This window comes from Coprococcus sp. ART55/1 (genome assembly GCF_000210595.1).
In the GTDB taxonomy this organism is placed as follows: Bacteria; Bacillota; Clostridia; order Lachnospirales; family Lachnospiraceae; genus Coprococcus; species Coprococcus aceti.
Genome location: NC_021018.1, coordinates 608,136 through 625,442 on the forward strand (window position 1 = coordinate 608,136; position 17,307 = coordinate 625,442).

The following is a 17,307-nucleotide window of genomic DNA, read 5'->3' on the forward strand; positions in this document are numbered from 1 at the left end:
CCCAAGCGGTTCGGAAGATCCGCCGCAAAGCGTGCATGTCCTTCCGCTTGTGCAAGTCGCCGTTCCGCTCCATATGTGTGACTCCCAGTAATCCCATGTATTATCACACACCGTGCATGTAAGATCGCATCGATGCCATTTATCATTTGCGTATTGACGAGTCACCCTTACCGTTTGTCTCTGGCCGCATTTAGTACATAACGCAATATCCGCCGCATATGCCGTCATAGGCATAACAGCCAGCATCAGGCACAGTATGAGCACAACGCTCAAAATTTTCTTATTCATATAGTCTCCTCTCCTTTGCTGTCCTTTGACAGCTTAAAGTCATATTTCATTTCCAACATGGCGAACAGCTTATACATTACCTCGGTGGCGATTGCCTTGATATCCAGTGATTGAATAAAGGCAAGCACCTTTGCCTGCTCTGCCTCCGGTACCCGATACACCCGCATAGCCGCCGTCAAAAAGCGGCTGAGCTTGCGTTCCAACGGAAAATGAATATCACATTTTCTCGCCATATAGCTGCGCATCAGTCCCGCCGTGCCGATTTCCATCTCGTAAAAGTCGCTCTCGGTATCATCGGGAAATTTTTCACCAAAAATCTGTTTCAGCTCTGCTGTGGTATGCAGGTAAATATATTCCGATGTTTCGGGCAGGGAGTAGGCTTCGATGTAGATTTCCCGCAGGTTCTCGTTCAACTCGGTCAGTGTCAGTTGAATCGCCGTTTCCACCGCATAAGCGTAAACCGGCGGCAGCTTGCTGTCTGCAATGCTTCTTGCCACGCCGAACTGTCCGCCGAACATCGTTTCGGTCAATTCCAGCAAAATTCTGTCCTTGGTAGGATACAAATTCAAATAGCTTCCTCTTGCAACACCTGCTTCATCCACAATCTGACTGACAGAGGTGTTTTTATACCCCTGCTCCAAAAAGAGACGGACGCACACGGTCAGTATTTTCCTCTTTGTTTCACTGCTGTCTCTCCGCAAATATATCACCTCTATTTGAGCATCCTAGTACGCATACTAATAATATCATAACAAGTGCAAAAAGGCAAGTGGAATTTGAAACTTTACCTCCGTAAATTGTGACATTTCCGCAAACGCTGGCTTCTTCCATTACTCACGGAACTTTATGACTTATTGAATACTGCCTGAAAAGGAAAAGCCGCCATCTGTTGTTCATCCTCTGCACCCACAGCATTTGATTTTCCGCTTTGAGGGCTTCCGTTACGCCCTCTTTTTCGGAAAGCTGCTTTACCAGCCGAGAAAATATTGCTTCTCCGGCTTTCTGCACGGATTGCTTGCGGTGATAATAGAAGTTCTTTTCCAATTGTGCAAAGCACTTGACATTTCATTAAGGGATTTTTTTGATGATGATAATAAGGTTCCAATCAATGATCCACTGTCAACCAGAATATATAGACTCAACTCTGTACAAAGAGAGGCATTACTCGCCTTTCTAAATACTATAGATTAAGAAATTACAACGAAAAACACAGCACCATATAGATAACTCCCACTCATCTACATAGTGCTGTGTTTTAATTTTATATTTAATATCTTCTGCCTAGCGCCGTTTAAAAAAACACCATCTGCATTTTGAAAAAACACCAATTAATCGCCACAAAGTCATTAAATTATGGAAAATCACATCATTTTACATACATTTATGATTTTATTGCTATGTAACGCATTTGGCTTAAAACCTCAGTTTTTATGCGGTCTCAGCGGCTTCTAGTCCCACTTATAAGGTGTGAGCTGATAAACGTAATAATTGAGCCAATTCGCATACAAAGTATTCGCGTGGCATCTCCACTTCTTCACTGGTTTCTTTTCCGGGTCGTTGTCTGGATAATAGTTCACCGGAATCTGTGGATTCAGGCCCTTGCCAAGGTCTCTGTGGTACTCCTGGTCAAGGGTCAGCACGTCGTACTCAGGGTGTCCTGTGACAAATATGTTCTTGCCGCCGTCACCGATTATGAGGTACGGGCCAGCCACATCTGACTCGGCTACGATCTCAAGGTGATCATTGTTTACAATGTCCTCCTTGGACACACCGGTATATCTTGAATGTGGCACGTAAAATACATCGTCGAAACCGCGGACTAGCGGTGTTCTCTTGTGGAAGGTGTGATGTTCGTATATGCCTGACAGTTTCTGCGGAAGGTCGAACTTCTGCACACCGTATCTGTAGTAGAGTCCCGCCTGGGCGCCCCAGCAAATGTGCATGGTCGATGTGACATTTGTCTCGGACCAATCCATGATCTCGCGGAGTTCATCCCAGTAGTCAACATTCTCAAATTCCATCTTTTCAACAGGTGCTCCGGTTATGATGAAACCGTCCCATTTGCGGTTCTTTACGCTGTCAAAATCCTCGTAGAATCTGTCAAGGTGTCCCTTTGTCACGTTCTTGGACTCGTAGGACATGGTTCTAAGAAGCGTGATGTTCACCTGAAGTGGGGTGTTTGACAGGCTTCGCATGAGCTGCAGCTCTGTATCCTCCTTCAGCGGCATGAGGTTGAGTATCAGGATGTCAAGGGGTCTTATGTCCTGGCTGTGCGCCCTTCCTGTTCCCATGACAAATATGTTCTCGTCCTCCAATGTTTTCTTAACCGGCAGATCATCATCTATTCTTATCGGCATCTCTATTCATTCCTTTCCATTTACTACAGTTACTCCTACTGTCCAATCAATTCTAAGAAATCCTCCTCAGATATGATAGGCACATCAAGGCTTTTTGCCTTCTTGTTCTTGGATGATGTAGAATTCACATCGTTATTTATAAGATATGAGGTCTTGGCAGATACAGAACCTGTAACCTGACCTCCTCTGCTCTCTATCAGTTCCTTGAGCTGATTTCTGTTGTCAAAATGGGTGAGCGAACCGGTTATGACGAACACCTTGCCCGCCAGATCCTGCTCCGTATCAGAAACCTCATCCACAAACGTAAGCTCAGCCATCAACCTATCTATGATAGCACAATTCTTCTCATTTTCAAAGTATCTGACTATATCCTCTGCTATAACCTGACCGATTCCGTCTATCTCAACGTATGCTGACACATCTGCCTTCTTCATGGCATCCATATCATTTGCAAAATGCTTTGCCATGAGCTTGGCTGTCGCCTCTCCGACATTTGCAATGCCGAGACCATTGACAAGACGCCACATGTTCGTCTGTCTGGATGCGTCCACCGCAGCCACAAGCTTGTTGTACGACTTCTCGCCAAATCCCTCAAGTTCAACTATATGTTCTCTGTGAGCCGCAAGCTTATACAGATCAGGAAGCTCCTCGAGGATCTTCTCATCTATGAACTTCTCTATGGTCGCCTCTGAGAGTCCGTCTATATTCAACGCATTTCTGGACACATAGTGTGAAAATGACTTGAGTTTCTTCGCAGGGCAGAACTGGTTTGTGCAGTACAGAGTCTCAACTCCTGACGCTGCACCGCCTTCCTCCCTCACTATCTCAGTCTCTCCTCCGCATGCAGGACACGCAGCCGGTATGACCACGTTACCGCTCATGGTTAGATTCCTTGCAATCTGCGGAATGATCATATTCGCCTTGTATACTGCAATCTCATCACCTTCGCCAAGCGCCAATGACTTAAGTATGCTGACGTTGTGTATGCTGGCACGGCTGACTGTTGTTCCCTCGAGCTCCACCGGGTCAAATACAGCAACCGGGTTGATGAGTCCAGTTCTTGATGGACTCCACTCCACATAGCGGAGGTGGGTGATTGCCTCCTCATCCGCCCATTTGAACGCCATGGCATTTCGCGGGAACTTGGCTGTGGTTCCCAGGCTCCTTCCGTATGCCAAATCATCCAGCATGAGTACCAGACCATCCGATGGGAAGTCATTCTCCGTTATCTTCTCTGAAAATTCCCTCACCTTATCAGGAAGTGCCGCCGAGTCTGTCAGGTAGTGTTCTACCACGGTAAATCCCTGCTGCTCCAACCAGTCAAGCTGATATTTGAATGAATTGTGGAAGTCCACATCCTCACCGTCCACTAAATTAAAAGCGAAGAAATGTACATTTCTCTCTTTTGTTATCTTGTTATCGAGCTGTCTCACTGAGCCGCTGCACAGATTTCGCGGGTTCTTGTACTTAGATTCCGCATCCGTTATCTTCTCATTTATCGCATTGAAATCCGAGTATTTGATGACCGCCTCGCCTCTGATCGTCAGCTTGCCCTTGTACGGGATGTGATGAGGTACATTTGCAAATACCTTCGCATTGTTCGTGATGACCTCGCCTATCTCACCATTTCCACGGGTAACCGCTTTTATCATCTCTCCGTTCTCATATGTGAGAACAACTGTGAGTCCGTCCATCTTCCAGGATATTACGCCCTTCTGACCGCCAAGCCATGACGCAAGAGCACCTACATCCTTTGTCTTATCAAGTGAGAGCATTGGATGCTCGTGAGCCTCCTTTGGCAGCTCACTTACAACCTCATATCCTACCTTGACCGTCGGGCTGTTGCTCATGACCATCCCGGTCTCTTTCTCCAGAGCATTCAGTTCATCGTACAGAGCATCATACTCCAGATTGCTCATGATCTCTGTATCTTCCATATAATATTTCTTTGCAGCATCGTTGAGCTGCTTTACAAGTTCTTTAATTCTGGCTATCTTGCCATTATCGTTATTGCCACTGATGTCATTATTTTCTTTAATATTTTCACTGGTATTTCTACTAATATCTTCCATACACACCCCACAAAAATCCTATATACACTCTCTACTACATCCCCACTATCCGTCTCAGCTCTGCCTCTTCCTCGCGGCTGAGCTCCCTTAACTCTCCAGGTCTCATATTGCCAAGCTTCACGTTGCAGACCCTGACTCTCTTCAGGTTCACTACCCTGTAGCCCAATGCATCACACATTCGTCTGATCTGCCTGTTGAGACCCTGTGTCAGCACTATCATGAATGATCTGTCATCTATCTTTCGCACCTTACATTTCTTTGTCACTGTATCAAGTATAGGCACTCCATCCGACATCTTCCTGATGAAGTCCTCTGTTATCTCACGGTTCACCCGCACTCTGTATTCCTTCTCGTGGTTGTTCACCGACTTCTGGATGGCATTTGACAGGTCACCATCATTTGTCAGAAGAAGCAGACCCTGGGAGTCCTTGTCCAGCCTTCCCACGTACTGAAGTCTGATCGGATAATCTATGTGATCAAATATATTGTCTGGATCAGCCTTACTCGCTGTACAGGTAAGTCCTATCGGCTTATTATATGCCAGGATCACTGTCCTATCCTTCTGCTGAACCTTCCTGCCCATGAATGTCACCACATCCCCGGGCATGACCTTCTGACCCATGACTGCAGTCTCTCCGTTGATCGTAACCTTTCCATTCTCTATATGTGTATCCGCAGCGCGCCTTGAGCACACGCCCGCCTCACTGAGATATTTGTTAAGTCTTATTCCATCCGCCATAATCTTTCCTCTGTTATTATTTTCCTATATTGTTAATACATATCTCACATTCTAATTTCTGGTCAGCATACACCATGTATCAGCCAGACCAAGGCCAGTAAATTCTAACCAATATGCAGAACCATCATACCATTTATTTTTCATTTTGTGAACCATTCATCACACCATGTATAACCCACAGCAAAGATTCAGTTAAATTAATTTTGTAAAAGTCCTTGATTTTTTTTATCAATTAATGTATATTTAAACAAACGCAAAGGTGTGTTTCTTCGGAAACGCACCTTTTTTTATTTTAGGAAAAGGAAGTGCATATTATGGATAACATCGACAGAAAAATCATTCATCTTTTACAGGGCAACGCCAGAACGCCACTCAAGTATCTGGCCAGCAAAGTCTTCCTTTCTTCGCCGGCAGTTTCAGCAAGAATAGAGAGGCTTGAAAAAGCAGGAATACTGACCGGGTATCACGCAAGCATCAACCATGAGGCTCTCGGATATCACATCACAGCATTTATACACATGGCTCTTGATCCAAAACAGAAGCCAACCTTCTATCCATTTGTTGAAGCATGTCCAAATGTACTGGAATGCAACTGTGTGACCGGCGCGCACTCCATGCTCATGAAAGTCTGCTTTCCTAATACCATGGATCTCGACTCATTTATCGGACAGCTCCAGAGATTTGGCAGCACAGAGACACAGATAGTATTCTCCACACCGGTTCCTACCAGAGGGGTTTTGATCGACACAGATACTATAGACTCTTCAGAGGCTATGTAAATCTCATACAGTGATAATATAAAACGCAGGCATAAAGCCTGCGTTTTCTTTAATTATACATATTCTGGAACTTTCTAAATGTCTCATCCGTTCTAAGCAGATAATCATTGTTTTCTTTTACATGTTCATATATCGCCTGTATATCACCAGATGAGTTGATGGTGTTGATATACGAGCTCTCCTTGTCAGACAAAGCCGAATTGTTGATCTTGTAGCTTCCATCTGACTGTTTCGTCACATATAACGACCTTATATCGAGCGGTTCCGAGTTGACATCCTTTATCATCAGATTGGATAATTCGTACACGATATACGAATCTGCGGTATATCCGTTGGCTATATAACAGGTGGTCTTGTTGTACGCCGTTATATACTCCGCTGCTATCTCAATGCTCTTCATGTCGTCAAATTCCGACGGATCTGTGACCAGTCTCTGAAGTGTCGTCTGATCTGCCTTTGTTCTCGCCAAAAGATAATTGTTCACTAGCTGATTTATCTCATCGATCGTACACAGCCTGTAATTTGCTCCGTCTGGTATCTCCAGTCTCACCGTGTTATCTCTTCCGGTTATGTTCTCTGTGAACAGCTTATCGTTTATAAAAAATACATACACATAGACTCCGACAAGTATCAGAAATACCGCCCACAGCAAGGCAAGAACACCACCAGAGATCCCACCATGTCTGGATCTTCTTCGGCCTTTCCGCGTCTTTGCCTTCTCTTCGGCAAAATAATCGTCATCGCCATACAGCTCTTCATCATCGAACATATCTCCGGTATCCGGTGCATCATCCATATCCTCAGGATCTTCTATGACATAATCCTCATACGGCCTTTTCTGTCTCGCCGGGGTCTCCTCAACCTCTGAAGCTCCGCCGAGCTCTGAGTTATCAGCCAGCTCCGAATCTTCACTGTCATCTAAGTCATCATCTAATCCCGAGTCTCCACTGTCATCCGATTCATCGTCTGACTCCGGATCTTCACCGTCATCTAAGTCATCATCTGTCTCTGAATCTCCACCGATCTCTGATTTCCCATCCAACTCCGGCTCTTCATTTTCTATATTCTGTTCTTCCGCTTCCAAATTCTTTTTCTTCTTCATCACTGCATATCATCCTTTTACGAAATAAATATCAGAGTATAAAAAAGCGTACCAGGGCGGAGTCGAACCGCCCGTCATGGCTCCGGAGGCCATTGCCGTATCCGATTGGCTACTGGTACACAGTTGGTATGATACTACAAAAAACTCACTTTGGCAAATAAAAAAACGTCCCCGCACTTATATGCGGGAACGCTTTGAATTCTCTTGTGTCACTAAATAATTACATAGTTACCGAAACGAATTTTACTATAAATAAGAGTGCAATAATCGTCACTACGATATCCTGCTTCTTATACTTGCCTGTGAACAGTGTGATAAGAACATATGTGATAGCGCCAAGACCGATACCATTTGAAATAGAGTATGTCAGTGGCATCATAAGGAATGTCACGAATGCAGGAACTGCTGAGCGCATATCCTCCATATCAACCTTTGCAAAGTTCTTAGCCATAAGTACACCTACGAAGATAAGTGCTGGTGCTGTTGCACATGATGGAATGATGTTGGCAACAGGGCTGAGGAACAGACATACTGCAAAGCAGATTGCTGTAACCAAACTTGTAAGACCTGTTCTACCACCTGCAGCGATACCTGAAGCTGACTCTACAAATGTTGTACATGTTGATGTACCGAGAATAGCTCCTGATACAGTACCTATAGAGTCACATATCATACACTCGTCAAGCTTCATTGGGTCACCCTTCTCGTCAAGCATATTAGCCTGGGAAGCTGCACCATAGAGAGTTCCGATGGTATCAAACATATCTACCAGACAGAAGCTGACAACAAGCATGATTGCTGAGAACACACCGCCGATATACTCAGCAGAGAATGCATCCTTCCATGCCTGTCCCTGGAACACTCCGAGGAATCCGACTGAACCGAAATCCTTGAATGACTGTCCGATCGATGAGAAATCAAAGTTAGGTGCCTGAAGCATCATAACATAATATAATACTGTAGATGCAAGGATACCTATGATAATGTTACCCTTTACATTAAGCTTTGCAAGGATCGCAATTATTATAAATCCTACAAATGCTACTATAGGAGGTGCGATCTGTGCAATAGCCTCCTTTGTGCTACCAGCGCTTGTGATCACACCGTGGAAATCAAAGAACTGAACAAATGTATATGGGTTGTCCTGGATAAGTGTTGCATTCTTCAGTCCGATAAGAGCTATGAACAGACCAATACCTGCCGGAATTGACTTCTTAAGGCACTCAGGCATTGCAACTGCAATGTACTTTCTGAGTCCTGTCACTGAAAGGATCAGGAATACGAGACCTGATATCAATACTATTACCAGACCTGCCTGATAACCTCTGATAACACTCACACCTGCAAATGCTGCACCAGCTACGAAGATAGTACAGAAGAATGAGTTAAGTCCCATTCCGCAGGCCTGTGCAAATGGCATGTCCGCGAGGAACGCCATGAGAAGTGTTCCCACTATTGCAACAAGAATAGATGCGATGAATACAGCATTCCATACTGTACCAAGCTCACCAGCCATGTCTGGAACTGCCCCTGCCAGCCAGCCATTGCTGCCTTCTCCTGCAACCTGATTTGGATTGACCAGAACGATGTATGCCATGGCGAAGAATGTTGTAAGTCCTGCCATGATCTCGGTCTTGATTGTAGACCCACGCTCTGAGATTTTGAAGAATTTGTCCATGATTACTCTCCTTTTCTCGTTTTAGTATAATATAAACAAATACTTATCCATTCTATATCACTTAATGATACTTTTTCAACTACTTTTAAATAATTTCTTAATGTTCCTTACAAAAATTAAATAACATATAAACAAATAATAAAATAGTCCGGCCGGGTATTCCCCAATCGGACTATCGTATATATGTATTACTCTGTACTATTTTACTTTTTTGACAACAAGACCTCTCACTACTTTATATCTTGAACCTGATATCTTAACTATACCGGTAACTTCTGTGGCGATCTTGCCCTTCTTCACATAGTAGTTCTTGTGATTCTTAGGACTCTTTACTATTCCCGTCTTGCCTGACTGGAATACACCCTTGTAGATATAGCATTTAGCACCTGTTGTGGTACTCTTGAAGAAGCCTGTATAACCTGACTGGATTATACCTTTCTTTACATAGTAATACTTCTTATTCTTGGTGCTTCTGACAAGGGCTGTCTTGCTCTCTGCAAATTTGCCCTTTATTATGAGACACTGCTGTCCCTTTGAATTTCTGTAGAAACCTGTGTAAGCTGTATAAATCTTGCCATTCTTTACAAGATATGTTTTTCCCGTCTTAGGGCTCTTTACAAGTCCCTTGTATCCTGTCTTTACCACGCCATTTACAACATAGTAGTTGACTCCGGCACTCTTGACAAATCCTGTGTAATTCTCCTGAACCACGCCCTTCTTATAGAAGTAGGTCTTTCCATTCTCCTTCACAAGACCATTCTTGCTTGTATCAATAGATGGAGTTGGGTCTGGTGTCGGATCTGGATCCGGTGTTGGATCTGGATCCGGTGTTGGTATTGGATCTGGTGTTGGATCCGGGTCCGGTGTCGGATCTGGGTCTGGTGTTGGATCTGGGTCCGGTGTTGGATCCGGATCCGGTGTCGGTGTGATATCCGCATCCTTGTAGAGATATGCGTCATCCCATGTTCCCCATGCCTTACCTGATGCGGTTGCTCTCATTCCGACAACAACCTCTGTTGTCTCTTCCACTGTAAATCTGATCTCAGGATGCTGCCATATCTTCCATCCCTGTGGAACTGCTGAAGCTGATGCAAGCTCTGTGTCTCCTGCCTTCGCATATACCTCGTATACATCATTGTCTCCATTTGCACCGCCCTGGATATATGCGCTGAACACATACTCGCCCGACTCAAGTGTGATGGTCTGATACATGTCATATGTGAAATCTGAAGCATTGTAGTAATGTGCACAGTATGCTCCGTTTCTGTAGTCTTCCTTTGTCTTTATTGCAAGTCCCTTGCTGGTATCTGCGATCGTCCAGCCCTCATTTTCTGACTCAAATCCAGGATTTACAAGGATGTTCTCCTTTAATATTGTTACATTGCACTGAACCTCGACAGTCTCATCATTTACTGTCACAGTTCCCTTTACAGTACATGTTCCTGCACCGTAGTTCTTTACCTTCTCAAGTGCTCCATCCTCCCAAGTGATGTCTGCGCTCTCTGAATTGCCATCATTGTAAGCTACTGTTGCTGCAGTCGGCAGAGCTACATTTGCAATATCTGTTATCTCGATCTCAACATCATCAACTGTTATTGAGACTACCTCTCTCTTTGTCTTTGTTCCTGTGTGAACATAGGCAAATGTCTTGAGCGACTCAAGTGGGTGTCCTGTGAAGTCAAACAGTGCCTGGTTGTCAACCGCTGAACCGCCGTACCACTTGCCGGCGTCTGCTGCGTCGTACTCTCCTGCGTATGATGAAGCCCAGCCTGAACCGTACTTCTCCCATGCCTCCTTGTTGGCTGCAAGGACGTCTGCTGCATTCTCTGCAGATGAATCATACACATTTACAGGAAGCCATGCAGGCTCCCAGTAGAATACACCGATTCCTGAAGAACCTGTATTCTTTACTGCTTTTATAACGGAGCTTATCTCATTGGCCTGTCCCTGAACTGATAAATCATAAGTTGTAGAATCATCTTTACCTTTTCTGACAGTATTTTCATGTCCATCACCATCATCCAGTGTATATGCCCATGATGTCTCTGCCACCATGACAAGCTTGCCATATGTGTCTGCCACATTCTTGAGAACCGATGTGAGATTGTCTGTTGAGCCATGCCATACAGGATAGTATGATGATGCAAATACATCGTAGTCTACGTTGTATGTATTAAGTCTCTTTGCAAAATTTGCGTAATTGCCACTTCTCTCAGGATTGGTGAAATGGATGGCAACAAGGATATTCTTGTCGATGGCTCTCACTGCCTCACTTCCGGCGCTGAAGATCTTTGCCATGTTTTCCCAGTTCTTTGAAGTCTCACCACATATTCCGTTGGTCGTCTCGTTACCGATCTGAACCATGCCGACATCAACGCCAGCATCGAGCAGAGTCTTAAGGCTCTCTGATGTGTATGACTTAACTGCAGCTACCTTCTCGTCAAGAGTGAAGTCAGCCCAAGCCTTAGGCACCTGCTGTTTGCCAGGATCAGCCCAGAAATCCGAATAATGGAAATCCACAAGAAGCTTTATTCCGGCTGCTGTTGCATACTGTCCGATCTTCTTGGCTGTCTCCAAATCATTGTTACCGCCGCCGTAACCGTTTTTGTCTGCATCATATGGATCATTCCATACACGGACACGCACATAATTTATTCCACATGAAGCAAGGAACTTGAAGTATCCGATATCATCCAGCTCGTTGCCATCGAAATCATAATACTTAACTCCACTGTTCTTCAGTGACACATAGGATGATACGTCTACGCCCTCGATAAATGACTGCTTCTCTCCGTTCAGATCTGTGTATGTGAGATCACGCACGCGGTCCACATATATTCCAGCCTCCACAGGCTCAACTACATCTTCCTCGTCTGTAAGCTTGCAGAGCTTTACATTGTCTATCTTGCCCCAATATCCCTTGGCAAGACTGCCCTTGAATGAAATGCTGACATCAGTTGTATCCTCAAGAACGAACTCTTCTGTCTCATTTGTCGCCCATGCATCCCATCCGGTCGTGGCTCCAACAGCCTGTGACTTATCAGCGACAGATACTGTGAGCCCTGTATCCTGGGCATCGCCCTCGACATCATACTCTAGCTTGTATGTTCCTGCAGGAACAGCCTCTACAGTCTGTGTGATGCTGACATCAGCCGCATCTGAAGCCCAGATATTCAGATAATATGTGGAGTTTACATTACTTCCACCATTTTTTACAACAAGCTCAGCTCCCGATTCACTCTCTATAGTCCAGTTACTGCTGTCACCTGTTCAAAATCGCCATTTGCAACCTTGAGTGTGTCCACCCAGCTCTCCGCAGCCTTCGCTGTTATCAGTGAAGCTCCAGATCCAAAGATCTGCCCTACCATAAGCGCTCCTGCAAGAACTGCACAGCCAATCTGCTTTACAATTCTCTTTCTTCTCATATATGCCCTCCTAATAAGTATTATTACGCAGACGCATCCCAATGCGCTCCGCGCGGCGTCTGCATTATCACAAGGATTCCTCCTTGCAATAATAATGTTGATCAACAGTTGCGCAACCGTTTGTCCTCATACTGATATATTAACATATTTGAGTTCTGGTTACCATGTCGCTTGTAGACAATGTTTTTAAGAATTATTTGTGTATTTTGTATATGTCAAAGCGCAACTTAAGCGCAATTTGTGTGCAATTTTGTGCGCAACAGAATGATATTATGTTATGTATTTTCAAATATGCACAATAAATCCCAACGCTTACACAAAGAAAACGCCCTGTCCATGATATGTTATGTAAACTTCATATCATGAACAGAGCGTTTTAACGTATACACACTGTATTATTCTATAATGTAACCTGGAATGTGATGTATCCATCCCCGTCACATCTTGCTGTTATCCTGCCCTTGTGAGACTCAACTATCGATTTGGCGAGAGAAAGTCCTATTCCCGAACCTCCGGTCTCCGAATTTCTTGAGCTGTCAGGTCTATAGAATCTCTCAAACAATATATCCTGAGAGCCCTCTTCCATGCCATCTGTGAGGTTTTTGAGAACAAACTTCACCTTTCTGCCATCACGCTTCAAGGATATACTTATATCCGCTGATTCAACAGCATACTTCATAGCGTTATCCACCAGTATGCTTATGAGCTGCCTGATGGAATTCTCATCTCCGACATACTTTATTCCATCTTCGATATCCGCGCTGATCTTCTTGCCTCGAACCTCCGACAGAGACGAGAAATGATCTATCACCTCATACGCCACATCAGACAGATCAAACTTTGCCTTCTCCTTCGGTTCAGGATTCTCATCCAGTCTGGAGAGAGCCACCATCTGATTTGTGAGCGCTGTCAGTCTCTTGACCTGATCCCTGGTGTTCTTCGTCCATTCACTCTCACCGTTCACCATCTCTATGACCTCGGTATTTGCATCTATGATGGTTAGGGTGTCTTGATCTCATGGCTTGCATCGGTGATAAACCGCTTCTGCTTGGCATAACTCTCAGCCACCGGCTTGAATATCTTCTTTGACCAGAACAGCACCAGCATGAACACCGCAAGGAATCCCAGAAGTGACACTCCTACACTGTATACCAACGTATTTCTGAACGACTCCAGCTCCTGACGGCAGTCGACAAATATTATCCTGGTTCCATCCTCACAGTCCGCTACCCTGTATCTGTATATATCCGTAAATCCACTGTCTGAACCGTCCCCAAGTATCTTCAAAGCATACGACTCGGCTTCCGATTCATCAACAGCAGCTATATTGTCAAGGCTGTAGGACTCAACAGCCCCATCACTTACGACCACGGAGAAATATCTTGTCTGAAATGGTGTCTCCGGTGAGAACTTATCATTGCTCTTGCCATCAGGCTTATCAGGTGGCTGGGAATCCGCATTGGTCTTAACCTTCTCTTTCAGAAAATCCCTGCGGTCAAACTGTCCATTATTATCCACCAGTTCACTTAAGGTATCATCCGCCCTTGAAACCATGCGGGCATAATTTGCTATGTTGAGAATGCTCATTATGACAAACAGCACTCCAAATGTGGATACCATTGCCGCAAATATAAATCTTTTTCTCAGATTCTTTATCATGTTCTATCCTCTTCCTTATACTCAAGTATGTATCCCTGATTTCTTACTGCCTTAATGGACACCCCTGAGCCTATCTGACTGAGCTTCTTCCTGAGATACGAGATATTGACCCACACAACACTGATCTCCGTATCCGTGTCATAGCCCCATATCTTCTCCATCATAAGCTCTGCTGATATTATCGCATTCTGATTTGCCATCAGCAGTTCCATGATCTGATATTCCTTGTTCTGCAGCTTTACGCTTCCACCAGATGAACTGAGCTCATAATTCAGGCTGTTTAACGTGCAGTCGCCATACTTCATCTCCGTGCTGACCGCCTCACTCTTTCTTCTGGTTATCGCGCGTATCCTTGCCAGGAGTTCCTTTGTCTCAAATGGCTTTGCAAGATAATCGTCCGCCCCCAGATCAAGGCCGTTGATCTTGTCATCAGTCTCAGCCTTGGCCGTGAGCATAATGACCGGAACATCGCAGCCCTCAGCCCTGATCTTTGACAGCACGGTAAAGCCATCCATCTTTGGCATCATGACATCAAGTATGACTCCGTCATACACTCCTGCCATAATGTAATCATAGGCATCCTGTCCGTTATACACAGCGTCCACTGAGTAATTGTTGTGCTTCAATATAACCTGAAGCGCGCTTGAAAGCGCTTTCTCATCCTCCGCAAGAAGCAATCTCATAATCTTATCTCCGTCTCATATTATTATGGTCTCCACCAGATATGACGCAAACCATCTATAATTCGTATTTTACCCCTCAAGCTTAAATAAAGCTTAAACCTTCATGACATCAACAATTGTCTGGACAAGTCTGTCTGTATCTATAGGCTTGGCAAGATGGGCATTCATACCCGCTTCCCTGCCTCCACACCGTCAAGCATAAGGTCGACCAAAAGCCCGGATGCCGATTCTATGTGTCCCTGCTCGTTACTCAGCTCGTTTGCGATCATCTGAACCGCAATTACATAGATTATATTTTATACAGTGCTGGATATCAACAGAAACAGACAATAAAAAAGCCCCACGGCCAGCTCAAAAGCCAACCGCAAGGCAATTATTCATATATTCAGATACGGGATATGATTAAACGTTCATCTGCTTAGCAACCTCGGCTGCGAAGTCCTCGTTCTTCTTCTCCATTCCCTCTCCAACCTCGAAACGAACGAAGCTGGCGATCTTGAGATCCTTGTTAACTGACTCAAGGTACTTGGCAACTGTCTGCTTGCCATCCTCAGCCTTAACGTATACCTGATCAAGAAGGCTGATCTCCTTAACCTGCTTTGAGATACGTCCCTCAACAAGGCCATTGAAGATCTTATCTGCAACGATAACATCCTTATCAGCGATAGCAAGCTCTGCAAGCTGTGCCTTTGCCTCCTTTGAAAGGAAGTTGAATAAGAAGTTCATGTTGCTCTTCTTCTCTTCGTAGATAGCTACATCCTCTGCGCTCCATACGCCGTCAACAGCCTTTGCGATAAGCTTGTTAAGGATTGGCTTTGGAAGTGTATCAGGTGCATTAAGTGCACTGTCAACTGTGATCTCCTTAAGCTTAGCCATAGCGTCTGCTGAGATATCAGCTCTGCTGATGTACTGTGGGTTCATAGCTGCGATCTGCATAGCTACGTTCTTGAGTGCTTCCTTAGCAGCGTCATCGCTTGCGCCGTTACCGGCTACGATAACACCGATTCTTCCATTGCCGTGTAAGTAGTCAACTACTACATCGCCTGAAAGCTTCTGGAATCTACGGAATGATAACTTCTCTCCGATTGTTGCTGTCTTGTCAACAAGGGCTTCCTTAAGACCATTCTCTCCGAGAAGTGCCTCAACATCCTCGCCATCCTTGCCACCAACAAGTGATGAAGCAAGTGCCTGATCAGCGATCTGCTGAACAAATGTCTGGAATATCTCGTTCTTAGCAACGAAGTCTGTCTCTGAGTTAACCTCTACAACAACACCTGTTGTACCATTAACTGCTGCACGGCAGATACCCTCTGCTGCGATTCTGCTTGCCTTCTTCTCAGCCTTAACTGCACCGCTCTTACGAAGTACATCTACTGCTGCTTCCATATTACCATCAGTCTCTGCAAGTGCCTTCTTGCAATCCATCATACCGGCACCTGTGAGCTCTCCTTAACTCTTTAACCTGAGCTGCTGTGATTGCCATCTTATTTTACCTCCAAATTTGAATATTGACATATCATAATAATGGTTATGTCGTTTTATTAAAGCTTTTTCAGCCTGTATATGTCTCTTTAAAAGTCACGGGATAATACTTTTTATATTACCCCGTTACCTTTTATAATCATTTATTAATTATAATCAATGATGATCAATATCAACTACAGATTACTCCTCTGCAGCCTCCTCAGCCTCTGCCTCATCTACTGAATCAGCATCAACACCCTGCTGAGCCTCGATAACAGCGTCTGCCATCTTTGAAACGATAAGCTTTACAGCTCTGATAGCGTCGTCGTTACCAGGGATTACATAATCAAGCTCCTCTGGATCACAGTTTGTATCAGCGATACCAACAAGCTTAATTCCAAGTGACTGAGCCTCCTGGATACATATTCTCTCCTTCTTAGGATCAACAACGAAGATCATGTCTGGGATTCTCTTCATGTTCTTGATACCGCCAAGATTCTTCTCGAGCTTCTCCATCTCCTTCTTGATCTGGATAACTTCCTTCTTAGGAAGAACGTCAAATGTACCGTCCTGCTCCATCTCCTCGTACTTCTTAAGAGTAGCGATTCTTGTCTGGATTGTCTTGAAGTTTGTAAGCATACCTCCAAGCCATCTCTCATTTACATAGTACATACCGCAACGCTCTGCCTCGCTCTTGATTGAGTCCTGAGCCTGCTTCTTTGTACCAACGAAAAGGATTGTTCCACCGTTTGCAACACAATCACCGATTGCATTGTAAGCATCGTCAACCATTCCTACTGACTTCTGAAGATCGATGATGTAGATACCATTACGCTCTGTGTAGATGTATGGCTTCATCTTAGGGTTCCATCTTCTTGTCTGGTGTCCGAAATGTACACCTGCCTCTAATAACTGCTTCATTGAAATAACGCTCATTTTTTCTACCTCCATGGTTAAAATCTTCTGCCGGCATCAACTCTTTGGACCACCCGAGCACAGGCACCACGCCAACTATCAACCAGCATGTATATTTGTTATGCGCACTCACGCAATCGACATTG

At 44.6% G+C, this 17,307-nt stretch carries 15 protein-coding genes, 1 tRNA gene and 1 pseudogene; 1 reads left to right on the forward strand and 16 read right to left on the reverse strand.

Annotated elements, in window-relative coordinates; genetic code table 11:
- The 6 genes and pseudogenes from CCU_RS02995 to CCU_RS03020 form a co-directional block, all read right to left on the reverse strand.
- A pseudogene (locus tag CCU_RS02995) lies at nt 1-288 on the reverse strand (hypothetical protein); the annotation flags it as partial.
- Complete coding sequence (locus CCU_RS03000; RefSeq protein WP_243440840.1) at nt 285-998, reverse strand: TetR/AcrR family transcriptional regulator; 714 nt, start codon at nt 996-998, stop codon at nt 285-287. The gene CCU_RS03000 and the pseudogene CCU_RS02995, both read right to left, overlap by 4 nt.
- A gap of 124 nt (nt 999-1,122) precedes the next feature.
- Nucleotides 1,123-1,296 carry a TnpV protein gene (locus CCU_RS03005; RefSeq protein WP_330369936.1) on the reverse strand — a complete coding sequence of 58 codons (174 nt, stop codon included), beginning with the start codon at nt 1,294-1,296 and terminating at the stop codon, nt 1,123-1,125.
- A gap of 440 nt (nt 1,297-1,736) precedes the next feature.
- Entirely contained in the window at nt 1,737-2,645 is a 909-nt protein-coding gene (metA, locus tag CCU_RS03010; protein WP_015533508.1) for a homoserine O-acetyltransferase MetA, read from the reverse strand.
- A gap of 35 nt (nt 2,646-2,680) precedes the next feature.
- Nucleotides 2,681-4,717, reverse strand: a complete 2,037-nt coding sequence (gene ligA / locus CCU_RS03015; protein WP_015533509.1) for an NAD-dependent DNA ligase LigA — start codon at nt 4,715-4,717, stop codon at nt 2,681-2,683.
- Between the two features lie 34 nt (nt 4,718-4,751).
- Entirely contained in the window at nt 4,752-5,456 is a 705-nt protein-coding gene (locus CCU_RS03020) for a pseudouridine synthase (protein ID WP_015533510.1), read from the reverse strand.
- Between the two features lie 314 nt (nt 5,457-5,770).
- Between CCU_RS03020 and CCU_RS03025 the strand changes: the two genes are divergently transcribed.
- Nucleotides 5,771-6,235: an Lrp/AsnC family transcriptional regulator gene (locus tag CCU_RS03025; protein WP_015533511.1), complete on the forward strand. Its 465-nt coding sequence runs from the start codon at nt 5,771-5,773 to the stop codon at nt 6,233-6,235.
- 49 nt (nt 6,236-6,284) lie between these two features.
- Here the strand turns inward: CCU_RS03025 and CCU_RS03030 are convergent, their stop codons facing one another.
- From CCU_RS03030 to rpsB, 10 genes are all read right to left on the reverse strand, one after another.
- Nucleotides 6,285-7,337 (reverse strand): hypothetical protein, encoded by a 1,053-nt coding sequence (locus tag CCU_RS03030; RefSeq protein WP_015533512.1) that lies wholly within the window; start codon nt 7,335-7,337, stop codon nt 6,285-6,287.
- A gap of 47 nt (nt 7,338-7,384) precedes the next feature.
- Nucleotides 7,385-7,456 (reverse strand) — tRNA-Arg (locus CCU_RS03035).
- Nucleotides 7,457-7,557: 101 nt separating this feature from the next.
- Entirely contained in the window at nt 7,558-9,015 is a 1,458-nt protein-coding gene (locus CCU_RS03040; RefSeq protein WP_015533513.1) for an NCS2 family permease, read from the reverse strand.
- A gap of 198 nt (nt 9,016-9,213) precedes the next feature.
- Entirely contained in the window at nt 9,214-11,865 is a 2,652-nt protein-coding gene (locus CCU_RS14325) for a glycosyl hydrolase 53 family protein (RefSeq protein WP_305803635.1), read from the reverse strand.
- Between the two features lie 392 nt (nt 11,866-12,257).
- Complete coding sequence (locus tag CCU_RS03050) at nt 12,258-12,440, reverse strand: hypothetical protein (RefSeq protein ID WP_015533514.1); 183 nt, start codon at nt 12,438-12,440, stop codon at nt 12,258-12,260.
- Between the two features lie 400 nt (nt 12,441-12,840).
- Nucleotides 12,841-13,407 carry a sensor histidine kinase gene (locus CCU_RS03055; protein ID WP_015533515.1) on the reverse strand — a complete coding sequence of 189 codons (567 nt, stop codon included), beginning with the start codon at nt 13,405-13,407 and terminating at the stop codon, nt 12,841-12,843.
- Nucleotides 13,408-13,439: 32 nt separating this feature from the next.
- Complete coding sequence (locus CCU_RS03060; RefSeq protein ID WP_015533516.1) at nt 13,440-14,099, reverse strand: hypothetical protein; 660 nt, start codon at nt 14,097-14,099, stop codon at nt 13,440-13,442.
- Nucleotides 14,096-14,782 (reverse strand): response regulator transcription factor, encoded by a 687-nt coding sequence (locus CCU_RS03065; protein ID WP_015533517.1) that lies wholly within the window; start codon nt 14,780-14,782, stop codon nt 14,096-14,098. Before CCU_RS03065 ends, CCU_RS03060 begins: the two co-directional genes overlap by 4 nt.
- Nucleotides 14,783-15,184: 402 nt before the next feature.
- Nucleotides 15,185-16,210, reverse strand: coding sequence for a translation elongation factor Ts (tsf, locus tag CCU_RS03070; protein ID WP_015533519.1), 1,026 nt, complete (start codon nt 16,208-16,210; stop codon nt 15,185-15,187).
- 237 nt (nt 16,211-16,447) lie between these two features.
- Nucleotides 16,448-17,182 (reverse strand): 30S ribosomal protein S2, encoded by a 735-nt coding sequence (gene rpsB / locus CCU_RS03075; protein ID WP_015533520.1) that lies wholly within the window; start codon nt 17,180-17,182, stop codon nt 16,448-16,450.
- Nucleotides 17,183-17,307 lie beyond the last annotated feature (125 nt).

Excerpts from the sequence above, each read along its gene's own strand:
- CCU_RS03050 (WP_015533514.1), bottom strand. The coding sequence starts at position 12,440 with ATGAGAAGAAAGAGAATTGTAAAGCAGATTGGCTGTGCAGTTCTTGCA.
- ligA (WP_015533509.1), bottom strand. The coding sequence starts at position 4,717 with ATGGAAGATATTAGTAGAAATACCAGTGAAAATATTAAAGAAAATAAT.
- CCU_RS03020 (WP_015533510.1), bottom strand. The coding sequence starts at position 5,456 with ATGGCGGATGGAATAAGACTTAACAAATATCTCAGTGAGGCGGGCGTG.
- CCU_RS03065 (WP_015533517.1), bottom strand. The coding sequence starts at position 14,782 with ATGAGATTGCTTCTTGCGGAGGATGAGAAAGCGCTTTCAAGCGCGCTT.
- CCU_RS03060 (WP_015533516.1), bottom strand. The coding sequence starts at position 14,099 with ATGATAAAGAATCTGAGAAAAAGATTTATATTTGCGGCAATGGTATCC.
- metA (WP_015533508.1), bottom strand. The coding sequence starts at position 2,645 with ATGCCGATAAGAATAGATGATGATCTGCCGGTTAAGAAAACATTGGAG.
- CCU_RS03055 (WP_015533515.1), bottom strand. The coding sequence starts at position 13,407 with ATGGTGAACGGTGAGAGTGAATGGACGAAGAACACCAGGGATCAGGTC.
- CCU_RS03040 (WP_015533513.1), bottom strand. The coding sequence starts at position 9,015 with ATGGACAAATTCTTCAAAATCTCAGAGCGTGGGTCTACAATCAAGACC.
- CCU_RS03030 (WP_015533512.1), bottom strand. The coding sequence starts at position 7,337 with ATGAAGAAGAAAAAGAATTTGGAAGCGGAAGAACAGAATATAGAAAAT.
- tsf (WP_015533519.1), bottom strand. The coding sequence starts at position 16,210 with ATGATGGATTGCAAGAAGGCACTTGCAGAGACTGATGGTAATATGGAA.
- CCU_RS03025 (WP_015533511.1), top strand. The coding sequence starts at position 5,771 with ATGGATAACATCGACAGAAAAATCATTCATCTTTTACAGGGCAACGCC.
- rpsB (WP_015533520.1), bottom strand. The coding sequence starts at position 17,182 with ATGAGCGTTATTTCAATGAAGCAGTTATTAGAGGCAGGTGTACATTTC.